Origin of the sequence: Altericista sp. CCNU0014 (assembly GCF_044923475.1) — a bacterium.
Taxonomy (GTDB): domain Bacteria; phylum Cyanobacteriota; class Cyanobacteriia; order Thermosynechococcales; family Thermosynechococcaceae; genus JAAURS01.
The window spans coordinates 1,338,265-1,353,825 of sequence record NZ_CP137338.1 but is presented as its reverse complement, the minus strand read 5'-3'; the positions used below and the strand labels follow the sequence as shown (position 1 = coordinate 1,353,825).

Here is a 15,561-nt window from a genome sequence, read left to right as displayed (position 1 = left end):
CTTTGACCCCGATTGGCCGCAGCCGCGCCTACGCTCCCTCCACTTCAATCCAGATATTGCCATCCTCAATGCGGGTGGGAAAAACGGCGAGAGCCTTGGGCTTTGACATGCTCCCCAATACTTTTCCGACCACGGGGGGGAACGGCGTCCAGTTCGCGACCTCTCCAGAGTTAAGATCGAAGCTGCTGCGATGCCAAGGGCAAACGATGGTACACCCTTCTATTTTTCCTTTCTGCATCGGCAGCTTGAGGTGGGGACAGGCATTGTCTACGGCATGGAGCGTGCCAGCTTGATTGAGCAACAGAATTTTGCGATCGCCGACTTTAACCACCTGTCGAGCGCCCGGTGCTAGAGCATCGACAGCACATGCTTTAGTCCAGCCCATATAGAGATCCTCATTGATTTGCTTCAATTTAAGCATCATACGCGAACCGATACGGCAAGGTTTCTCAAACCTTAACGCCGAGTGGTGGAGCTGACGCCCATCGGGATAGCAGGTTGTTAATGGCCGCATCTAGGGCGATCGATTGCGCGCCTATAGACTTCAGAATGCTCGATGCTTTGTTATTTAAGAGTTTCCAAATATAATCTAAGCACAGACATTAGGGGGGATTGTTGCCTAAGTGATTTAGGAGAATTTTTCCCATGTTTAATCTAATTGCTTGGATTATTTTAGGGTTGGTTGCAGGTGCGATCGCCAAGCTCATCTATCCCGGCACCCAAGGGGGCGGTATTTTGGGTACGATGATTTTGGGTGTTGTGGGGGCTTTTTTGGGTGGACTGCTCCACAGCCTTGTTTTCGAAAGAAAATTTGCGCTAGCTGCCTCTAATGCCTTTAGCGTGCCGAGTATTGCACTGGCCGTTGTGGGTGCGCTCGTGGCGATTTTTATATGGGGCTTATTCACCCGCACCTCATCCTAGTTAAAGGTTTCAGCGGTCAACCGTTAGCAGATGGCTGACCGCTGAGTTGATATCTTGCTCTAAGTCAGTTTCGTCATAATGACGCTGAATTTTGTATTGGGCTAACAGTTGCTGAAATTCCCAGACGGATAGGTCTGCTAATCGTCTCGCTTGGCCAAGGGTAAATATATTTTGAGCGTAGAGTTGCAGGGCGATCGCCTGTCGAATGGCTGGTTCACCTTGACTGAGGGAGTTGGGGGAGATTTGTAAGCTTAGGGGTTCTAGGTACTGGCGCATTAGATAATCCATTCTCATGCACGCGATATTTTTAGCATAAGGCATGGATGGGGTTGGAGTGTTTTTTGGGGCGCGATCGCCAAGCTCTAACTCGCCAAAGTTGGACGTGCGATCGCCCTTTCCCCTGCAAAGCGATCGCATCCTCATGGATCATCGTTTGGGAGTGGGCGGTTGACCTAGAACTAGACGAGCGAAAACTGTAACGAGCATAAGGATGACGATGAGGGCAATTTCGGTTTCAGTTGGCACGGGGTGTTGCTCTCCTTGAAGGCGTATTAACATTTCAACTATCGGTCAAAAAGCTGAAGCCGTTGTCAGCAAACACGTTTGACTTTGTGTCAAAGTGTCAAAGACGATGTTTAACATTTTTGGGCTTACAAAGCCTGACATTTTATGTCAAGATGTAATAGTTGTCAGTTTAATCCATTTATAACTGCATGGCAAGACGATCTCTTAAGGCATCTCCATCGGGTATCGCAACTCTAAGAGCAACGCTGAAACGCAAGAGATGGTCGCAGAAGTTTCTGGCAGATGTAGCAGGATGTTCGCGGCAGACCATCTGGAGTTTATCTCAGGGAAATCCAATTGATGCGGAAGTATTTTTAGAAATTTGTACTCAGCTTGGTCTAGCGGAGCATGAGATTGCGGAGGCTGGTCAAGAAGAAGAGGCTGGAGAAGTTCTAGAGATTGACGAACTAGTGCGGCAGGTACGGGCACAGATTAAGCCCTGGATTCATGAACGATGCGGCTGGATGAATGTTTTGAGTATGACTCGGCCTATTGGCTTGGGAGATATTTATACAGATGTCAATATTCTGGAAAAAATTACTGGACATAAACGTCTTGCCTTAAAGGAATTGGAAGCAAACTGTCTAGAAGAAGATTTTGACCGTTTTGGCTTTAGCGATTTACGGAAAGTGGAGCGTGTGCCTGGTTTAGATGCGGTGGATCGGTTCAAGAAAATGATTGTATTAGGCAAGCCAGGAGCTGGAAAAACCACGTTTTTGAAACGGATAGTGACCCAGTGTAATTTGGGAACATTTCATCCGAGTTTGGTGCCTATTTTTGTACCGTTGAAGCAGTTTGCTGAAAACCAAGAACATCCAGGGTTGTTTGCTTACATTGCTAATCAATTAGCTGAGTGCAGGGTAAAAGATGCTGAGAGTAAAGCTAAGACTTTGCTTTATGAAGGGCGCGCTTTAGTTTTGCTGGATGGGTTGGATGAGGTTGAAAAAGCGGACTGCTCTCGTGTGATTGAAGATATTCGTCGCTTTTCCGAGCAGTTTTACAAGAATTTTTATGTGTTGACTTGCCGGATTGCGACTCAGGAGTTCAAGCTCGAACAATTTACAGAAGTAGAAATTGCCGATTTTGACGATCAGCAGATTGCGGTATTTGTAACAAAATGGTTTGAACTCAGAAACCCAGAACGAACGGAATCCTTTTTGCGCAAACTTAATGAAAGACCCCGAATCCGGGAACTGGCAACTAATCCGTTGCTCCTAACCCTTCTATGTTTAGGATTTGAAGAGACAGGTTATTTTTCTGATAGTCGTGCTGGGCTTTACAAGGAAGGTCTGAACGTGTTGCTCAAAGGGTGGGATGCAAAACGTGGGATTGACCGCGATATCGTTTATCGACAGCTTACACCAGATCGCAAAGAGGATTTACTAAGTCAACTGGCTTACCAAACCTTTGAGGAGGGGCGATACTTTTTTGGAGAAGAGATTGCCAAGCGGCATATCAGTCAATACATTAAAAATTTACCGAGTGTCGATACTGATGTTAAACAGCTTGATATTGATAGTGAAGCGGTTCTGAGGTCAATTGAGGGTCAACATGGCCTTTTAATCGGGCGCTCTCAAGGAATTTACTCATTCTCGCATTTGACGTTTCAGGAATACTTTACGGCGCGGAAAATAGCAGCCAGTTGTAATCCTTATTCTGTAGAAGACGAAACTTTACAGATGTTGGCACAACGGGTGACTGACAAACGCTGGCGCGAAGTACTTCTGCTGGTGGCAGAGATATTGCCAAGTGCGGATTGCCTATTGCAGCTCATGAAACAGAAAATTGATACATTGCTAACGCAAGAAGATATATTGCAGAAATTTCTAGAGTGGGTTCAGCAAAAAACAAATACTGTGGAGGTACCCTATAAATCTGCAGCAGTCAGAGCCTATTACTTTTCACTTGCCTTTACCCTCGCTCGTACTCGCGAAGGCACCTTTGGCCTCCCTTACGCTCTCGCAGGTGCCCTCGAACATGATGTCTGCCTCTACCGCTATGGTGATCTTACTCTTGACTATCAACTTGCCATGATTCTGGCCAGTACCCAGACCGTTGAAACTGATCGCACTCATAGTATTGCCTGCATAATTCATACTCCTAATGGCACCTACAGACATAAGACCGACCGCGCAAGAGATTTAAGTTTCGCTTTCGAACTAGCCTTGCACTTTGACAGAGATAGTGAATTGAACCAGCAGCTTCAACAGCTTAGAGCCGTTGTATTAAAAAATAGCGATCAATTCAAGTCATGGTGGGAGGCTGAGGGGCAAGCTTGGGCGAAAGTACTTAGAGCTACGATGATCAAATTCCTCAATATTGGGCATGATTGGAAATTCACTTCAAATCAAATTGCGTTATTACAGCAATACCTTGACATCAATTTACTCTTAGTTAACTGTCTCAACAGCAACTGTTATGTTGAGCGCAGCGTCCGTACAGAAATTGAAGATACACTGTTATTGCCTATTTCTGAAATCAAAAAACGGAAGTTAGCAAAAAAGAAATGATTCTTAGAGGATCACCCTGTCAAGAAGCAATGAGTGCCATGAAACGAGACAAAGCAATATCGATCCTGCAAAAACACGAACATTCCCTCAAGAGTTTTGGGGTCAAATCTCTAGCGATTTTTGGCTCCGTTGCCCGTGATGAAGCACATCCCGAAAGCGATATAGACATCCTCGTCGAATTCTCAGAACCTCCAACCTTCGATCGCTACATGGATCTTAAGTTCTACCTCGAAGATCGCCTCGGTCAAAGCGTAGACTTAGTGAGTCATAAAATGCTGAAACCCCAAATCCGACAAGCCGTCGAAAAGGAAGCCATTCGTGTCGCGTAGCCTTCAGCTTTACCTTGAAGACATCCGTACAAGCTGCGCCAAAGTGCAACGCTACACCCTCAACATGTCCCTTGAAGACTTTGTGGCAGACGAACGCACCTACGATGCAGTCGTTCGGAACCTACAGATTATCGGCGAAGCCGTCAAACAAATTCCTCCCGAAGTCCGCGATCGATATCCAGCCGTAGAATGGCGCAAAATCGCTGGCCTCCGCGATATCTTAGCCCACGCCTACTTTAGCCTTGAGAATGAGACCCTTTGGGACATCGTGCAAAATAAAGTGCCAGAACTATTGGAGCAAATGCAGCAGATTGTTCAGGAAGAGTAGGCGTAAGCCAAAGGCAGGAACTGAGACGGCGATCGCACCCCAATCCATTACCCCATTAGCTCACCCCAAGCATCACCCCAAAAACGCGATCGCCGCAAATTATCACAACATAAGCCGCTTTAAGCTAGACTCAAAATGACGGTACCCAAGTCTAACTTTATGGTCAGTACCTTAAATCAACATATTGAAATTACACTCGGGGTTCGAGGAGGCAAGCCACGGATTAGCGGACGGCGGATCACCGTGGCAGACATCGCAATCATGCACCTTAAGATGAGTCAACCGCTTGAGCAAATCGCTCAGGAATACGATCTTTCCCTAGCTGCATTGCACGCCGCGCTGTCCTATTACTACGATCACCAGACCGAAATCGAGCAAAGTATTGCAGAAGCAGAAACTTTCGCTGAAGAATTTCGTGAAAGTCACCCCTCACCTCTACAGCAAAAATTGGCGGCGCTAAAACGAAACGATGGCTCGGATTCGTTTTCACCTAGATGAAAATGTCAGTAATGCGATCGCAGCAGCCCTTCGTCGCATGGAGATAGAAGTCTCTACTACCCCAGAAACAAAACTTTTAGGACAAAGCGACGAAGCTCAATTGGAGTTTGCTCAGGCTGAAGGACGAGTTATCGTAACTCACGATGACGACTTTCTCAAAATCGCCAGCGTTCAAACCAATCATCCTGGTATTGCCTATTGCCGAAAAGATGCTAAATCCGTGGGAGACATTGTAAAACAGCTCGCTTTAATTTACGAAGTGTTGACGCCAGAAGAAATGCGAGGACAAGTCGAATTTTTATAGATTGAGATGCCGCCCACCCCAAGCATCATCCAAAAAATGCGATCGCCTCTTTCAGCTCCTTTACAAACACATCAATCTCCTCACGAGTGTTGTAAAAATACAGACTAGCCCGCGCAGAAGAAGAGATATCCAAAATCCGATGTAGTGGCTGCGTACAGTGATGTCCAGACCGAATCGCAATCCCCGCATCATCCAAAATAGTCGAGAGATCGTGGGGATGGGCTTCGCCCGCCGTAAAAGACGCTAAAGCAGCGCGACCGCTCCCATCGGCTTTGGGCTTAGGGCCAAGAATCTTCAGTTCGGGAATTTCAGCTAAGCGATGGAATAAATGAGCGGTCAACTCCTGTTCGTAGTCATGGATTTTGTCCATGCCGATATTCGTCAGGTAGTCAACGGCAGCACCCAGGGCGATCGCCTCGCCAATGGCAGGCGTTCCCGCCTCAAATCGATTGGGCAAGTCCGCATAAGTAGAGCAATCGAGAAACACATCCACGATCATCTCCCCCCCACCTAGGAAAGGTGGCATGGCGCGGAGGGTATCTAACTTTCCGTACAGGAATCCAGCACCCGTCGGCCCGCACATTTTGTGTCCCGAAGCCACCAGCCAATCGCAGTCGATCGCCTGTACGTCCAGGGGCAGGTGAGGTGCGCTTTGGCAAGCATCGATCAGGACTTTTGCGCCGTGGTGGTGGGCGATCGCCACAATCTCCTCCACGGGGTTGATGCAGCCCAAGGTATTGGACACATGGACCACAGAGACCAACTTGGTTTTATCGGAAACCAGCGATCGGAATTGCGCTAGGTCGAACTCCTGAGTTTCTGTCAGCCCGACAAACTTCAGGACAGCTCCGGTGCGCTGGGCCACAATTTGCCAAGGCACTAGATTGCTGTGGTGCTCCATCACCGAAAGAATGATTTCGTCCCCAGGTTTGAGGGTGGTTTGTCCCCAGGCATAGGCGACAAGGTTAATGGCTTCGGTGGCATTTCGGGTGAAGATAATTTCTTGACGAGATGCCGCATTGACAAAGGCTGCAACTTTATCCCGCGCGCCTTCGTAAGCATCGGTGGCGCGGGAGCTAAGGGTATGTACGCCGCGATGGACGTTGGCGTTATCACGGCGATAATAGTGCTGGATGGCTTCTAAAACCGCCAAGGGCTTCTGGGAGGTGGCGGCGTTATCGAGATACACCAGAGGCTTCCCGTTGACTTCCTGATACAAAATCGGGAAGTCTAGGCGGCGTTCATCAGCTAAAGTTTTTTCTTGAGTAGCAATCATAGTAAGTTCCGCAGAAGTGCTAAGTAAATCTAGAGAAGCAAGCTAAAACAATTGACTGTGCATTAGCTAACTGGGTGGATCTGACCGATCCATTCTCGATAAAAATCCTCATGAGATCCTTCAAAGTTTTCCATACCTTTCTTTGTTAAATACCCACTGCTTTTTCCAGAATGTGGATTTTCAACATAGCTATAAATAAACTTTTCATATTCTAGATTCTCATTCCAATTAATATTAAAAGCTGCATATATTGGGAAAAAAGTCATATTTGCATAGGCGTTGATATGGTCATGAATCCACCAAGCTAATGTAATCCAATCGTTAGTTTGTTCATAGTACGGAATAAATGAGGTCACAATAATGCAGGCAGTTGCTCCCATGAATCCATGTTTATCTTTGGCATCCCAAATATGCTCTGCATAGTTCTTATCATTGGTTGAACAGTTTTCTTTTGTTTCCGAACCTATTTGGTTAACTTCACAAGAACGAAAGGCAGAGCGAATACTAATGCGACCTAGTGCATGCTGAATTGGCTCTAAAACATGTTCGCATAAATTCTTTCCTGCAAGAATTGCTAGTTCTGGGTCATCTGGGATATTTGGGATTTTCTTTACTTGAGAGATTTCAGAATAGAGAAACTCGCGCATGAAAAAACTTTTTGACAGTTGGACACGTCCCAGTTCTTCTAACGCTTTAATGGTTTCTGGCTTTCTCATGTTGAACTTAATCCAGCACTACTCTAATCGTCGTTTCTTCCAGTAATCAGGTTTACGTTTCCCATGGGCGATCGCAACGACCCAGATAAACGATTCAAATTCTGCATAGAAAATGAGAAAAGGAAATCGTTGAATGACGTATCGACGTAACCCTGTAGCTTTATAGACTGCTCCTAAATTTGGATTTTGCTGAATTTTGTCAAGAGCCTGTTCCACCTCAGCCAAAAAATCAAGACCCAGATCTACTTTTTGCTCCTCATAGTAAGAGATTGCAGCATCTAACTCATTGATTGCTTCGCTGTGAATAATGACAGACTTCACGAGTATTTCTCTTTTAACTCAGCAAATACTTGGTTAGATGGCTTCCCGGAAGCAGTTCCACTATCGATCTCTTGCATCCTTCGCGTTAATTCGACATCCCAAGCATTCTCTACATCATAATCGCCTCCCTCATCTAGAGAGTGAATCAGGAAGTGAGCCAACTCCGCACGTTCCTCGATCGAAAGTTGCGAAAGCTCGGTTTTTAATTTTTCTGCGGTTTCAGTCATCACTAAACCTCCTGATTCTCATGCGCATCTAAAACTAACAAAACACAGGCCACTAATCGCGAATCAAGGAAAGAACCGATTGCAAAAGGCGCGATCGCAGTTCTACCGAAGGCACTTTCTCGGTAATTTCAGCCGCAAACCCTTTCACGAGGATATCGCAGGCATTTTTGCGATCCAGACCGCGACTTTGGAGATAAAAGATTTCTTCATCGTCCAATTGGCTGACCGTGGCTCCGTGGGCGCACTTCACGTCGTTTGCCACAATTTCAAGCTGGGGTTTTGTATCCACCCGTGCTTTAGGAGACAAGAGCAAATTGCGACTGAGTTGCGCGGCGTTGGTTTGCTGGGCGGCTTGAGGTACCTCAATTCTGCCGTTGAAAACCGCTCGCGCTCGGTCATTTACGATGCACTTGTGCAACTGCTTGGCAATGCAATGCGGTTGGGCAAAGTGAATGAGGGAGTGGGTATCGCTCAGTTGAGTATCAACAGCGAGGTTAAGTCCATTCAGGTGGGTTTCGGTTTGGATGCCCGTCAGGACAATTTCTGGATTGTGACGGGAGATCTGCGCGCCCACACTCAGTGCAGTCAGTGCGTACCGACTATCGCGGGCTTGAGTGACGGCAGTTTTGCCAATGTGAAACGCTGTGGCGGACTCCCGTTGGGTGCGGGTATGGCGCAGTTGGGCGTTTTCAGCTACAGAAACTTCAGTGACGGCATTTGTCCAATAAGTTCCTTCGCCGGACTCTTGGTGCGTCACCGCTCTGAAAGAGCTAGCTATCGCCCCATATTCTTCAATGAGCGTGGCAGAACTTCCAGACTCGGCAATGACGAGGGTGCGGGGGGCAATCATCGTCGGCTCAGCGCTAGGAACGGTCAAAAACAGCAAGTGAATGGGCGTTTCAAGAACCTGATTTTTTCCAACCCGGATCGCAACGCCATCGGTGAAGCTGGCGGTATTGAGGGCGGTAAAGACCTCATTCATCCCCTGTTGTTTAGCCAGATAGTCTTGGGCAATCTCAACTGCACCATTAAGCGCTTGAACAGTTATCCCAGACGGCAATGCATCTAGGGTTGAGTGTTCGGGAGAGAAGAAGCCATTGACAAAGACAATTCTGATAGAAAGATCGGAGGCTGTCCAAGCTTCTAAAGCAGTGGCGGTGACAGTCGCAGGCTGGGCAAGCTGAAAGTTCGTTCGATACAGTGCAGACAGATCTGTGAATCGCCAATCTTCATCGCGAGTGCCAGGGAGTGCTTGGTCGCTCAGGAGGTTGAGGCCGCGATCGTTGATGCTTTGCAGCCAATCTGCTCTTTTTGCGCCGGAGCGCAATTTGATGAGTTTGGCTAGGTAGGTGTGGCGATCGCCTTCACTCACCAAAGACATCGGTTCTTTCAATTCTGCTTCGAGGTTTGTGACTTGGAGACTCATCGCGCACCTACCTCTACGGGTTCGCTGTCGGTAATCCAGTCATAGCCGCGCGCTTCCAGTTCGAGGGCCAGTTCTTTACCACCCGTGGTGACGATCCGACCGCCTTCCATGACGTGGATATAGTCGGGCACAATGTAGTCGAGCAGGCGTTGATAGTGGGTGATCGCCAAAACAGCATTATCAGGCGTGGTGAGTTGGGTTACACCATTGGCAACAATTCTGAGCGCATCAATATCCAATCCAGAATCCGTTTCGTCCAGGATGGCAAGAGTAGGTTCTAGAAGCGCCATTTGCAGAATTTCATTGCGCTTTTTCTCACCGCCGGAGAAGCCTTCATTGACGCTCCGGTCGAGAAAAGCGGGGTTCATTTTGACAATCTCCAGTTTTTCACGAATGAGATCGTCAAAGTCAAAGGCATCAATTTCTTCGAGTCCTTTGTGTTTTTGCTTAGAGTTATAGGCAACCCGCAAAAAGTCGAGATTGCTCACCCCTGGAATTTCAAGAGGGTATTGAAAGGAAAGAAAGATTCCTTCACGAGCGCGATCGTGGGGTTCTAGGTCGAAGAGGTTTTGGCCTTTGAAGAAGACTTCGCCGCCTGTGACAGTGTAGGCAGGATGCCCAGTAAGGACTTTAGAGAACGTGCTTTTGCCGGAGCCATTCGGCCCCATAATGGCATGAATTTCGCCTGCTTTGATTTCTAAGCTGAGTCCTTTCAGGATTTCAACACCGCCAACTTCGGCGGTCAGGTCTTTGACGGATAAAATAACGTCGCTATTTTCAACGATCACTCAATCAACCTCAACTTTCTTGACTTAAATCATTCATGTATTCCGTGACCGCATCGTATTGGTCGGGAAGATTGGCAGCAGCAACAAGTTTGCCAAGATCTAAATTTGGCAAAAACTGACTGACAAAAATTTGCTGATAACTTTCATCCCTCAGGGCATAAAGCCTTAAGCTACCGTCTTGCCAAAACCAAACCTCAGGAACCCCAAAGCGCCGATAAGATTCCAGCTTGTCTACACCGCCGCTGGTCAAGACCACCTCAATGGCAATGTCAGCGCGATCTTTTTTGGAACCAATGTTGTAAGACTCATCCGGCTGACGACGAGCAGAATCTTCCTTGGTGCCCAAAGAAGGGCCACCGCGAATATAGTACCGAATCCCTTTAGCGCGTAAATAAACTTCTAGGAGGCGACCTATGGTTGATTTCAACTCTTCATGTTCGTTACTAATCGGCATAAACTCTATCACGCCATCCAAATAAGCCAGCCGAATTCCCGCGACATCAGAGAAGGCCGCTTCGATCGCCTCAAAACTCTCCCAGGAAACCCCCTCAATCAGGCTGGATTGCGTCGATCTTTGGATTGCTGGTAGTGCTTGCACCATGGCGCTGTCCCCCTACCCTACCGAACCTTCTAGCTTCAGGCTCAACAGGCGATCGGCTTCCACCGCAAACTCCATCGGCAATTGGTTGAACACGTCCTTACAAAAGCCGCTGATCATCATCGACACAGCATCTTCGGCGGAGATGCCGCGCTGGCTGAAGTAGAACAATTGGTCTTCGCCGATTTTGGAGGTGGAGGCTTCGTGTTCGACTTTGGCGGCGTTGTTCTGCACCTGAATGTACGGGAACGTGTTGGCCTCAGCGCGATCGCCAATCAGCATTGAGTCGCACTGGGAGTAATTCCGCGCCCCCTCCGCTTTGGGGCCGATTTTGACTTGGCCGCGATAGCTGTTCTGAGAGCGCCCCGCCGAAATCCCTTTAGAAATAATGGTGCTGCGGGTATTTTTGCCGATATGAACCATTTTGGTGCCCGTATCGGCCTGCTGGAGGTTGTTGGTCAACGCCACAGAGTAAAACTCACCGATGGAGTTGTCGCCCACGAGGACGCAGCTTGGATATTTCCAGGTGATGGCGGAACCCGTCTCTACCTGAGTCCAGGAAATCTTGGAGTTTTTTCCAGCGCAAAGGCCGCGCTTGGTCACGAAGTTATAGATGCCGCCTTTACCGTTTTCGTCGCCCGCGTACCAGTTTTGGACGGTGGAGTATTTGATGTCGGCGTTGTCGAGGGCGACCAGTTCCACCACAGCGGCATGGAGCTGGTTGGTGTCGAACATCGGGGCGGTGCAGCCTTCCAGGTAACTCACCTGAGCGCCTTCTTCGGCAATAATCAACGTGCGCTCAAATTGACCTGCGCCTTCGGTATTGATGCGGAAATAGGTGGAAAGCTCCATCGGACATTTCACGCCTTTGGGGATAAACACGAAGGAGCCATCGCTAAAGACCGCAGAGTTCAGCGCGGCAAAGTAGTTGTCGCCGACAGGTACGACGCTGCCGAGATATTTTTCGACTAGCTCGGGGTAGTCATGCACTGCTTCGGAAATGGAGCAGAAGATTACACCGTCTTCCGCCAGCTTGGCGCGGAAGGTGGTCGCCACGGAGACACTATCGAAGACGGCATCCACGGCCACGTTGGAGAGGCGCTTTTGCTCGGAGATGGGGATGCCTAACTTCTCGAAGGTTTCGAGCAGGGCCGGATCAACTTCATCCAGGCTCGATTTTTTCTCCTGCTTTTTAGGCGCAGAGTAATAGACAATGTCTTGGTAATTGATGGCGGGGTAATGGACGTGCGCCCATTCCGGCTCATCCATCTTGAGCCATTGACGGTAGGCCTTCAGCCGAAAGTTCAGCATAAATTCCGGCTCATTCTTTTTCGCCGAGATCAGCCGAACCACATCCTCACTGAGTCCAGCGGGAATCTGCTCCGATACAATATCGGTGACAAAGCCGTACTTATAGGGCTGATTGACCAGGGATTGGACGGTTGCAGTCATGGGATGCGTTCTCTCTGAATAGTCTTTTAAGGGGAGGCTTGGGCCTAAATGCGCTTCTAGATCTGACCTATTTTAGGCTGAAACCTATGCCCTACCTAGAATTGCAGCTCGCGGCCATTGCTGGCTTTTACTGCGGCGCGTGTATAATGACTAAAACAACACTGACATTGCGTAACTTTTTATAAGACTACTTTAGCAACAAACCTGTTGTCAAAGTCTTGGAAGAGAAAATTGTGACCACCACAGCCTCCACCAAACAAGATATCCTTCATCATCTGTTAAAGCGGGGTCAGGCGACGGCCCAGGAGTTAGCCGAGTGGCTTGCGGTGAGTCCGCAGGCGGTTCGCCGTCACTTAAAAGATTTGGAGACGGAAGGGCTGATTGAGTTCAAAAACAATCAGTCGGGTCTGGGACGACCGCAGCATGTCTATTGTCTGAGTCGGGAAGGCCGCGATCGCCTCCCCAACCGTCACGATGATTTTGCTTTGGATTTACTGGACACCCTGGCTGAAACCGTAGGCCCCGATGGAATGCAGTCGATTTTGCGGCAGCAGTGGCAGCGAAAGGCGATCGAGTATCAGCGGGAGTTGGGAGAGGGTTCGTTGGCGGAGCGGGTGGCGGAGTTAGTCCGACTACGGCAAGCCGAAGGCTACATGGCAGAGTTTTATCAGATTCCAGAAGATGCTGAGCCTGCGACTGCTACCCAATTTATTTTGACGGAATACAACTGCGCCATTTCCCACGTTGCGGAATCGTTTCCGAGCGTTTGCGGCCATGAGTTAGAAATGTTTGCCGTGGCGCTTCAAGACTGTCAAGTCGAGCGCACCCACTGGATTGTAAATGGCGAACATCGTTGCGGATATTTGATTCAATCGAAATAGAGCAAAGCTATAATTTATCTTAAACAAAAAAATTAGTTAGCAGATAATTAAGCTTAATACTAGGGAATACTAAGGCAGCATTGTCTTTTGGTCTTTTGAAGCAAGTTAGCTAATATGACTCTTGGCGATCACATCTACGTTTATCGTACTGGCTACACTCATCATGGCATTGACTGTGGCGATCGATCTGTTATTCACTACAGCGGTAGTATCAAAGAAAAATCTCAAGCAACTATTTGCCAGACGACATTAGAAGATTTTCGAGGTGGAAGAACGTTATTTACGAAAAAATATCAACGATGTGATTCTCCTGAAATTGTAGTAGAAAGAGCGAAAAGTCGAACAGGAGAGGAGAAATACGATCTTTTATTCAACAATTGCGAACATTTTTCTCGTTGGTGCAAAACAGGAAATCATCAAAGCGAACAAATTCAGAAGACTTTGTTCTCAGGAGTTATAAGTAAAACTATTTCAGTTCTTCTATTAAATGAAGTTATATCAAGTTTGTACGAAATCAAATTTCAACTGGATGGTGTCTTAAAACAGTTAAGCAGCATTAAAGCTCAACTAGATCGAATTGAATTCAAAATAGATCTTATGCAAGAGTCTAAATTTCGTGCAGCGACCAGAAGACTACTAGACGCAATTGACATATCAGACGAGAGATTAGTTTTAGATTGCATCAGAGTTTTTAGTGAGATGCATGAATATTATACTGGGCTTCTAAAGCATCTTAGTAAAGGAAGATTTTCTAGAGAAAATCTATTCTTAGCAAGAAAAGTCTTTGTCGATATTTTCAGCCTCGCATTAATATCCAACTTACTGGAATCTGCCTCTTACTTATTAATTGGTTATCAAAATAAATCAATTGATGTCTTTATGAGAAATGAGGTTTTTGAAATTACGGCTCATAGTATTTACGAACGCACAATAGGAGGTGGATACATCTGTCACCCTAGCTTCAATCTTGGAAATTATTCAAGAAAAGCTTTTTGTGAGTATCACTGCTTTCATTATCCTGCATTAATATCCAAAAATTGTGTGTCTTCAAGACTGTTCCCTTCAAAATCAAGCAAAAAAACTCAGAAAAATGAATGTGAAGAAGAGTTATTATATAATTTTTCTCTTGATTATTCCATTATTGTTGGCATCGAAGAAATCTTTGCCATAGCTCAAATTTAACTACGATCATCAGTATTTGTTTTCCACACATATTGACGTTGTTCGCAATGCGTTCTTGGAGAGTACACAATGCAGCTAAAATTAACTAAGGTTTTTCAGAAAGTCGCTGAAGGGTATATTGAATTTGTCGAAGAATTACCTGGAGCTAATACCCAAGGCGATACCCTTGAAGAAGCCAGAGCTAATCGGCACTGAGCAGTTAAAACGTGATTGCTGTAATACTCACGTAGAGTAGGTTATGGAGCAATGCAATGTGTATATTGCGAGAGTGAACGTGTGGTCAGAAATGGAAAAGACCAAGCATGTGGACAAATCATACAGACTTACCGTTGTAATGAATGCGGACGACGGTTCAACGAGCGAAGCGGCACGCCAATGGCAAGACTGCGCACCGCCCCCGAAACGATCGCGCTTGCGCTGAAAATCAGAAGTGAAGGGCTTGGCATCAGAGCCACAGGGCGAGTGCTGGAAAAATCAGGAGGAAGTATCGCCACCTGGGAGAAGCGCCTATCCGCCCAGGTCTCAAATTGGTCGCCCCCTGCACCCGAAGGGAGTGAAGTGACACTCGAAGGAGATGAAGTCTATACTCGCGTGGGCGAGAACCTTCCCCCCGGAATCATCTGAGGGCTGGACAATTCATTTCATTGAGCGAACCAGTCGCTATTGGGTCGAAGCTCAAGCCGGACTCAAAGATGCGTCCCTGTTTGAGAAAGGAGTCAAAGCCGCATGGGATTGGGCTAGCCCCAGTGAATGGATTCGATGGTTTACAGACGGAGAACGACGCTATGGCAAAGAATTATGGAAGCTAGCGAGTGTGTATCTAGGCCCAAGAGAAACGCCCCCAACCTACGAATATCGGAAAGTTGAGAAGGCTTAGAAGTCGCAATGAAGATTAAAGGGTCTCAGGGCCAGCCTCATGTTGAATGGTTCAGAACAGAACATCCTTTTACGGCCATTAGTCCTCAATCAGAGGTTCACGCCAATCACAATGAAGCTCACAATGGTTCGCTGCGACGTAGAGCAAGTGCTTATCGCAGACGGCAGAATCACTATGCCAAAGTCGTGGAAGGATTACAGCGAGCTTTGAACGTGCAGCGGTTGATTCATAATTGGGTTAGACCCCATTGGGGACTGGAGAAAAATCAGACCCCAGCCATGGCGATGGGCTATCTTGAGCGGCCTATCACAATGCTCGAACTCCTATCCTCCAGAGGATTTAAGTTCATCACGCCTTAGCAGG

20 protein-coding genes and 1 pseudogene are annotated in these 15,561 nt (G+C 47.3%); 11 read left to right on the top strand and 10 right to left on the bottom strand.

What is annotated here, in order from left to right; genetic code table 11:
• Window positions 1-28: 28 nt before the first annotated feature.
• On the bottom strand, window positions 29-424 hold the full coding sequence (locus R6H26_RS06825; RefSeq protein ID WP_404789450.1) for a Rieske (2Fe-2S) protein: 396 nt from the start codon (window positions 422-424) through the stop codon (window positions 29-31).
• A gap of 221 nt (window positions 425-645) precedes the next feature.
• Between R6H26_RS06825 and R6H26_RS06820 the strand changes: the two genes are divergently transcribed.
• Window positions 646-921 (top strand): GlsB/YeaQ/YmgE family stress response membrane protein, encoded by a 276-nt coding sequence (locus R6H26_RS06820; RefSeq protein ID WP_404789449.1) that lies wholly within the window; start codon window positions 646-648, stop codon window positions 919-921.
• Between the two features lie 9 nt (window positions 922-930).
• Here R6H26_RS06820 and R6H26_RS06815 read toward each other — a convergent pair whose 3' ends face one another.
• Complete coding sequence (locus tag R6H26_RS06815; protein ID WP_404789447.1) at window positions 931-1,209, bottom strand: UPF0175 family protein; 279 nt, start codon at window positions 1,207-1,209, stop codon at window positions 931-933.
• Window positions 1,210-1,240: 31 nt separating this feature from the next.
• Here R6H26_RS06815 and R6H26_RS06810 point away from each other — a divergent pair, with 31 nt between their 5' ends.
• The 6 genes from R6H26_RS06810 to R6H26_RS06785 all read left to right on the top strand — a co-directional run bounded on the left by R6H26_RS06810 (window position 1,241) and on the right by R6H26_RS06785 (window position 5,454).
• Window positions 1,241-1,372 (top strand): hypothetical protein, encoded by a 132-nt coding sequence (locus R6H26_RS06810; RefSeq protein WP_404789445.1) that lies wholly within the window; start codon window positions 1,241-1,243, stop codon window positions 1,370-1,372.
• A gap of 262 nt (window positions 1,373-1,634) precedes the next feature.
• Window positions 1,635-3,995, top strand: coding sequence for an NACHT domain-containing protein (locus R6H26_RS06805; RefSeq protein ID WP_404789444.1), 2,361 nt, complete (start codon window positions 1,635-1,637; stop codon window positions 3,993-3,995).
• A gap of 38 nt (window positions 3,996-4,033) precedes the next feature.
• Entirely contained in the window at window positions 4,034-4,324 is a 291-nt protein-coding gene (locus R6H26_RS06800) for a nucleotidyltransferase family protein (RefSeq protein ID WP_404789442.1), read from the top strand.
• Window positions 4,314-4,652, top strand: a complete 339-nt coding sequence (locus tag R6H26_RS06795) for a DUF86 domain-containing protein (protein WP_404789440.1) — start codon at window positions 4,314-4,316, stop codon at window positions 4,650-4,652. Before R6H26_RS06800 ends, R6H26_RS06795 begins: the two co-directional genes overlap by 11 nt.
• 159 nt (window positions 4,653-4,811) lie before the next feature.
• Window positions 4,812-5,150, top strand: a complete 339-nt coding sequence (locus R6H26_RS06790) for a DUF433 domain-containing protein (protein ID WP_404789439.1) — start codon at window positions 4,812-4,814, stop codon at window positions 5,148-5,150.
• Window positions 5,122-5,454, top strand: coding sequence for a DUF5615 family PIN-like protein (locus R6H26_RS06785; protein ID WP_404789437.1), 333 nt, complete (start codon window positions 5,122-5,124; stop codon window positions 5,452-5,454). The genes R6H26_RS06790 and R6H26_RS06785 overlap by 29 nt, the downstream gene beginning before the upstream one ends.
• A gap of 25 nt (window positions 5,455-5,479) precedes the next feature.
• Here R6H26_RS06785 and R6H26_RS06780 read toward each other — a convergent pair whose 3' ends face one another.
• The 8 genes from R6H26_RS06780 to sufB form a co-directional block, all read right to left on the bottom strand.
• Window positions 5,480-6,730 carry a SufS family cysteine desulfurase gene (locus R6H26_RS06780; protein ID WP_404789435.1) on the bottom strand — a complete coding sequence of 417 codons (1,251 nt, stop codon included), beginning with the start codon at window positions 6,728-6,730 and terminating at the stop codon, window positions 5,480-5,482.
• Between the two features lie 62 nt (window positions 6,731-6,792).
• Window positions 6,793-7,446 (bottom strand): peptidase M15, encoded by a 654-nt coding sequence (locus tag R6H26_RS06775; RefSeq protein ID WP_404789434.1) that lies wholly within the window; start codon window positions 7,444-7,446, stop codon window positions 6,793-6,795.
• Window positions 7,447-7,464: 18 nt separating this feature from the next.
• Complete coding sequence (locus R6H26_RS06770; protein WP_404789432.1) at window positions 7,465-7,767, bottom strand: type II toxin-antitoxin system RelE/ParE family toxin; 303 nt, start codon at window positions 7,765-7,767, stop codon at window positions 7,465-7,467.
• Entirely contained in the window at window positions 7,764-7,994 is a 231-nt protein-coding gene (locus R6H26_RS06765) for an addiction module protein (protein WP_404789430.1), read from the bottom strand. The genes R6H26_RS06770 and R6H26_RS06765 overlap by 4 nt, the downstream gene beginning before the upstream one ends.
• A gap of 52 nt (window positions 7,995-8,046) precedes the next feature.
• Complete coding sequence (gene sufD, locus R6H26_RS06760) at window positions 8,047-9,420, bottom strand: Fe-S cluster assembly protein SufD (RefSeq protein ID WP_404789429.1); 1,374 nt, start codon at window positions 9,418-9,420, stop codon at window positions 8,047-8,049.
• Window positions 9,417-10,208 carry a Fe-S cluster assembly ATPase SufC gene (gene sufC, locus R6H26_RS06755; RefSeq protein WP_404789428.1) on the bottom strand — a complete coding sequence of 264 codons (792 nt, stop codon included), beginning with the start codon at window positions 10,206-10,208 and terminating at the stop codon, window positions 9,417-9,419. The genes sufD and sufC overlap by 4 nt, the downstream gene beginning before the upstream one ends.
• A 10-nt stretch (window positions 10,209-10,218) precedes the next feature.
• Window positions 10,219-10,809, bottom strand: coding sequence for a Uma2 family endonuclease (locus R6H26_RS06750; RefSeq protein ID WP_404789426.1), 591 nt, complete (start codon window positions 10,807-10,809; stop codon window positions 10,219-10,221).
• 12 nt (window positions 10,810-10,821) lie between these two features.
• Window positions 10,822-12,258 carry a Fe-S cluster assembly protein SufB gene (gene sufB, locus R6H26_RS06745; RefSeq protein ID WP_404789425.1) on the bottom strand — a complete coding sequence of 479 codons (1,437 nt, stop codon included), beginning with the start codon at window positions 12,256-12,258 and terminating at the stop codon, window positions 10,822-10,824.
• A 233-nt stretch (window positions 12,259-12,491) separates the two neighbouring features.
• Between sufB and sufR the strand changes: the two genes are divergently transcribed.
• The 4 genes and pseudogenes from sufR (at window position 12,492) to R6H26_RS06725 (ending at window position 15,557) form a co-directional block, all read left to right on the top strand.
• Entirely contained in the window at window positions 12,492-13,139 is a 648-nt protein-coding gene (gene sufR, locus R6H26_RS06740; RefSeq protein ID WP_404789424.1) for an iron-sulfur cluster biosynthesis transcriptional regulator SufR, read from the top strand.
• A 114-nt stretch (window positions 13,140-13,253) separates the two neighbouring features.
• Entirely contained in the window at window positions 13,254-14,321 is a 1,068-nt protein-coding gene (locus tag R6H26_RS06735) for a lecithin retinol acyltransferase family protein (RefSeq protein ID WP_404789422.1), read from the top strand.
• Window positions 14,322-14,390: 69 nt separating this feature from the next.
• Window positions 14,391-14,516 carry a type II toxin-antitoxin system HicB family antitoxin gene (locus R6H26_RS06730; RefSeq protein WP_404789420.1) on the top strand — a complete coding sequence of 42 codons (126 nt, stop codon included), beginning with the start codon at window positions 14,391-14,393 and terminating at the stop codon, window positions 14,514-14,516.
• A gap of 51 nt (window positions 14,517-14,567) precedes the next feature.
• Window positions 14,568-15,557, top strand: a pseudogene (locus R6H26_RS06725) (IS1 family transposase).
• Window positions 15,558-15,561 lie beyond the last annotated feature (4 nt).

What these genes read in the sequence shown, in the direction of transcription:
- R6H26_RS06825 (WP_404789450.1), bottom strand. Translation starts at nt 424, where the DNA reads ATGATGCTTAAATTGAAGCAAATCAATGAGGATCTCTATATGGGCTGG.
- R6H26_RS06820 (WP_404789449.1), top strand. Translation starts at nt 646, where the DNA reads ATGTTTAATCTAATTGCTTGGATTATTTTAGGGTTGGTTGCAGGTGCG.
- R6H26_RS06815 (WP_404789447.1), bottom strand. Translation starts at nt 1,209, where the DNA reads ATGGATTATCTAATGCGCCAGTACCTAGAACCCCTAAGCTTACAAATC.
- R6H26_RS06810 (WP_404789445.1), top strand. Translation starts at nt 1,241, where the DNA reads ATGGATGGGGTTGGAGTGTTTTTTGGGGCGCGATCGCCAAGCTCTAAC.
- R6H26_RS06805 (WP_404789444.1), top strand. Translation starts at nt 1,635, where the DNA reads ATGGCAAGACGATCTCTTAAGGCATCTCCATCGGGTATCGCAACTCTA.
- R6H26_RS06800 (WP_404789442.1), top strand. Translation starts at nt 4,034, where the DNA reads ATGAAACGAGACAAAGCAATATCGATCCTGCAAAAACACGAACATTCC.
- R6H26_RS06790 (WP_404789439.1), top strand. Translation starts at nt 4,812, where the DNA reads ATGGTCAGTACCTTAAATCAACATATTGAAATTACACTCGGGGTTCGA.
- R6H26_RS06785 (WP_404789437.1), top strand. Translation starts at nt 5,122, where the DNA reads ATGGCTCGGATTCGTTTTCACCTAGATGAAAATGTCAGTAATGCGATC.
- R6H26_RS06780 (WP_404789435.1), bottom strand. Translation starts at nt 6,730, where the DNA reads ATGATTGCTACTCAAGAAAAAACTTTAGCTGATGAACGCCGCCTAGAC.
- R6H26_RS06775 (WP_404789434.1), bottom strand. Translation starts at nt 7,446, where the DNA reads ATGAGAAAGCCAGAAACCATTAAAGCGTTAGAAGAACTGGGACGTGTC.
- R6H26_RS06765 (WP_404789430.1), bottom strand. Translation starts at nt 7,994, where the DNA reads ATGACTGAAACCGCAGAAAAATTAAAAACCGAGCTTTCGCAACTTTCG.
- sufD (WP_404789429.1), bottom strand. Translation starts at nt 9,420, where the DNA reads ATGAGTCTCCAAGTCACAAACCTCGAAGCAGAATTGAAAGAACCGATG.
- R6H26_RS06750 (WP_404789426.1), bottom strand. Translation starts at nt 10,809, where the DNA reads ATGGTGCAAGCACTACCAGCAATCCAAAGATCGACGCAATCCAGCCTG.
- sufB (WP_404789425.1), bottom strand. Translation starts at nt 12,258, where the DNA reads ATGACTGCAACCGTCCAATCCCTGGTCAATCAGCCCTATAAGTACGGC.
- R6H26_RS06735 (WP_404789422.1), top strand. Translation starts at nt 13,254, where the DNA reads ATGACTCTTGGCGATCACATCTACGTTTATCGTACTGGCTACACTCAT.
- R6H26_RS06730 (WP_404789420.1), top strand. Translation starts at nt 14,391, where the DNA reads ATGCAGCTAAAATTAACTAAGGTTTTTCAGAAAGTCGCTGAAGGGTAT.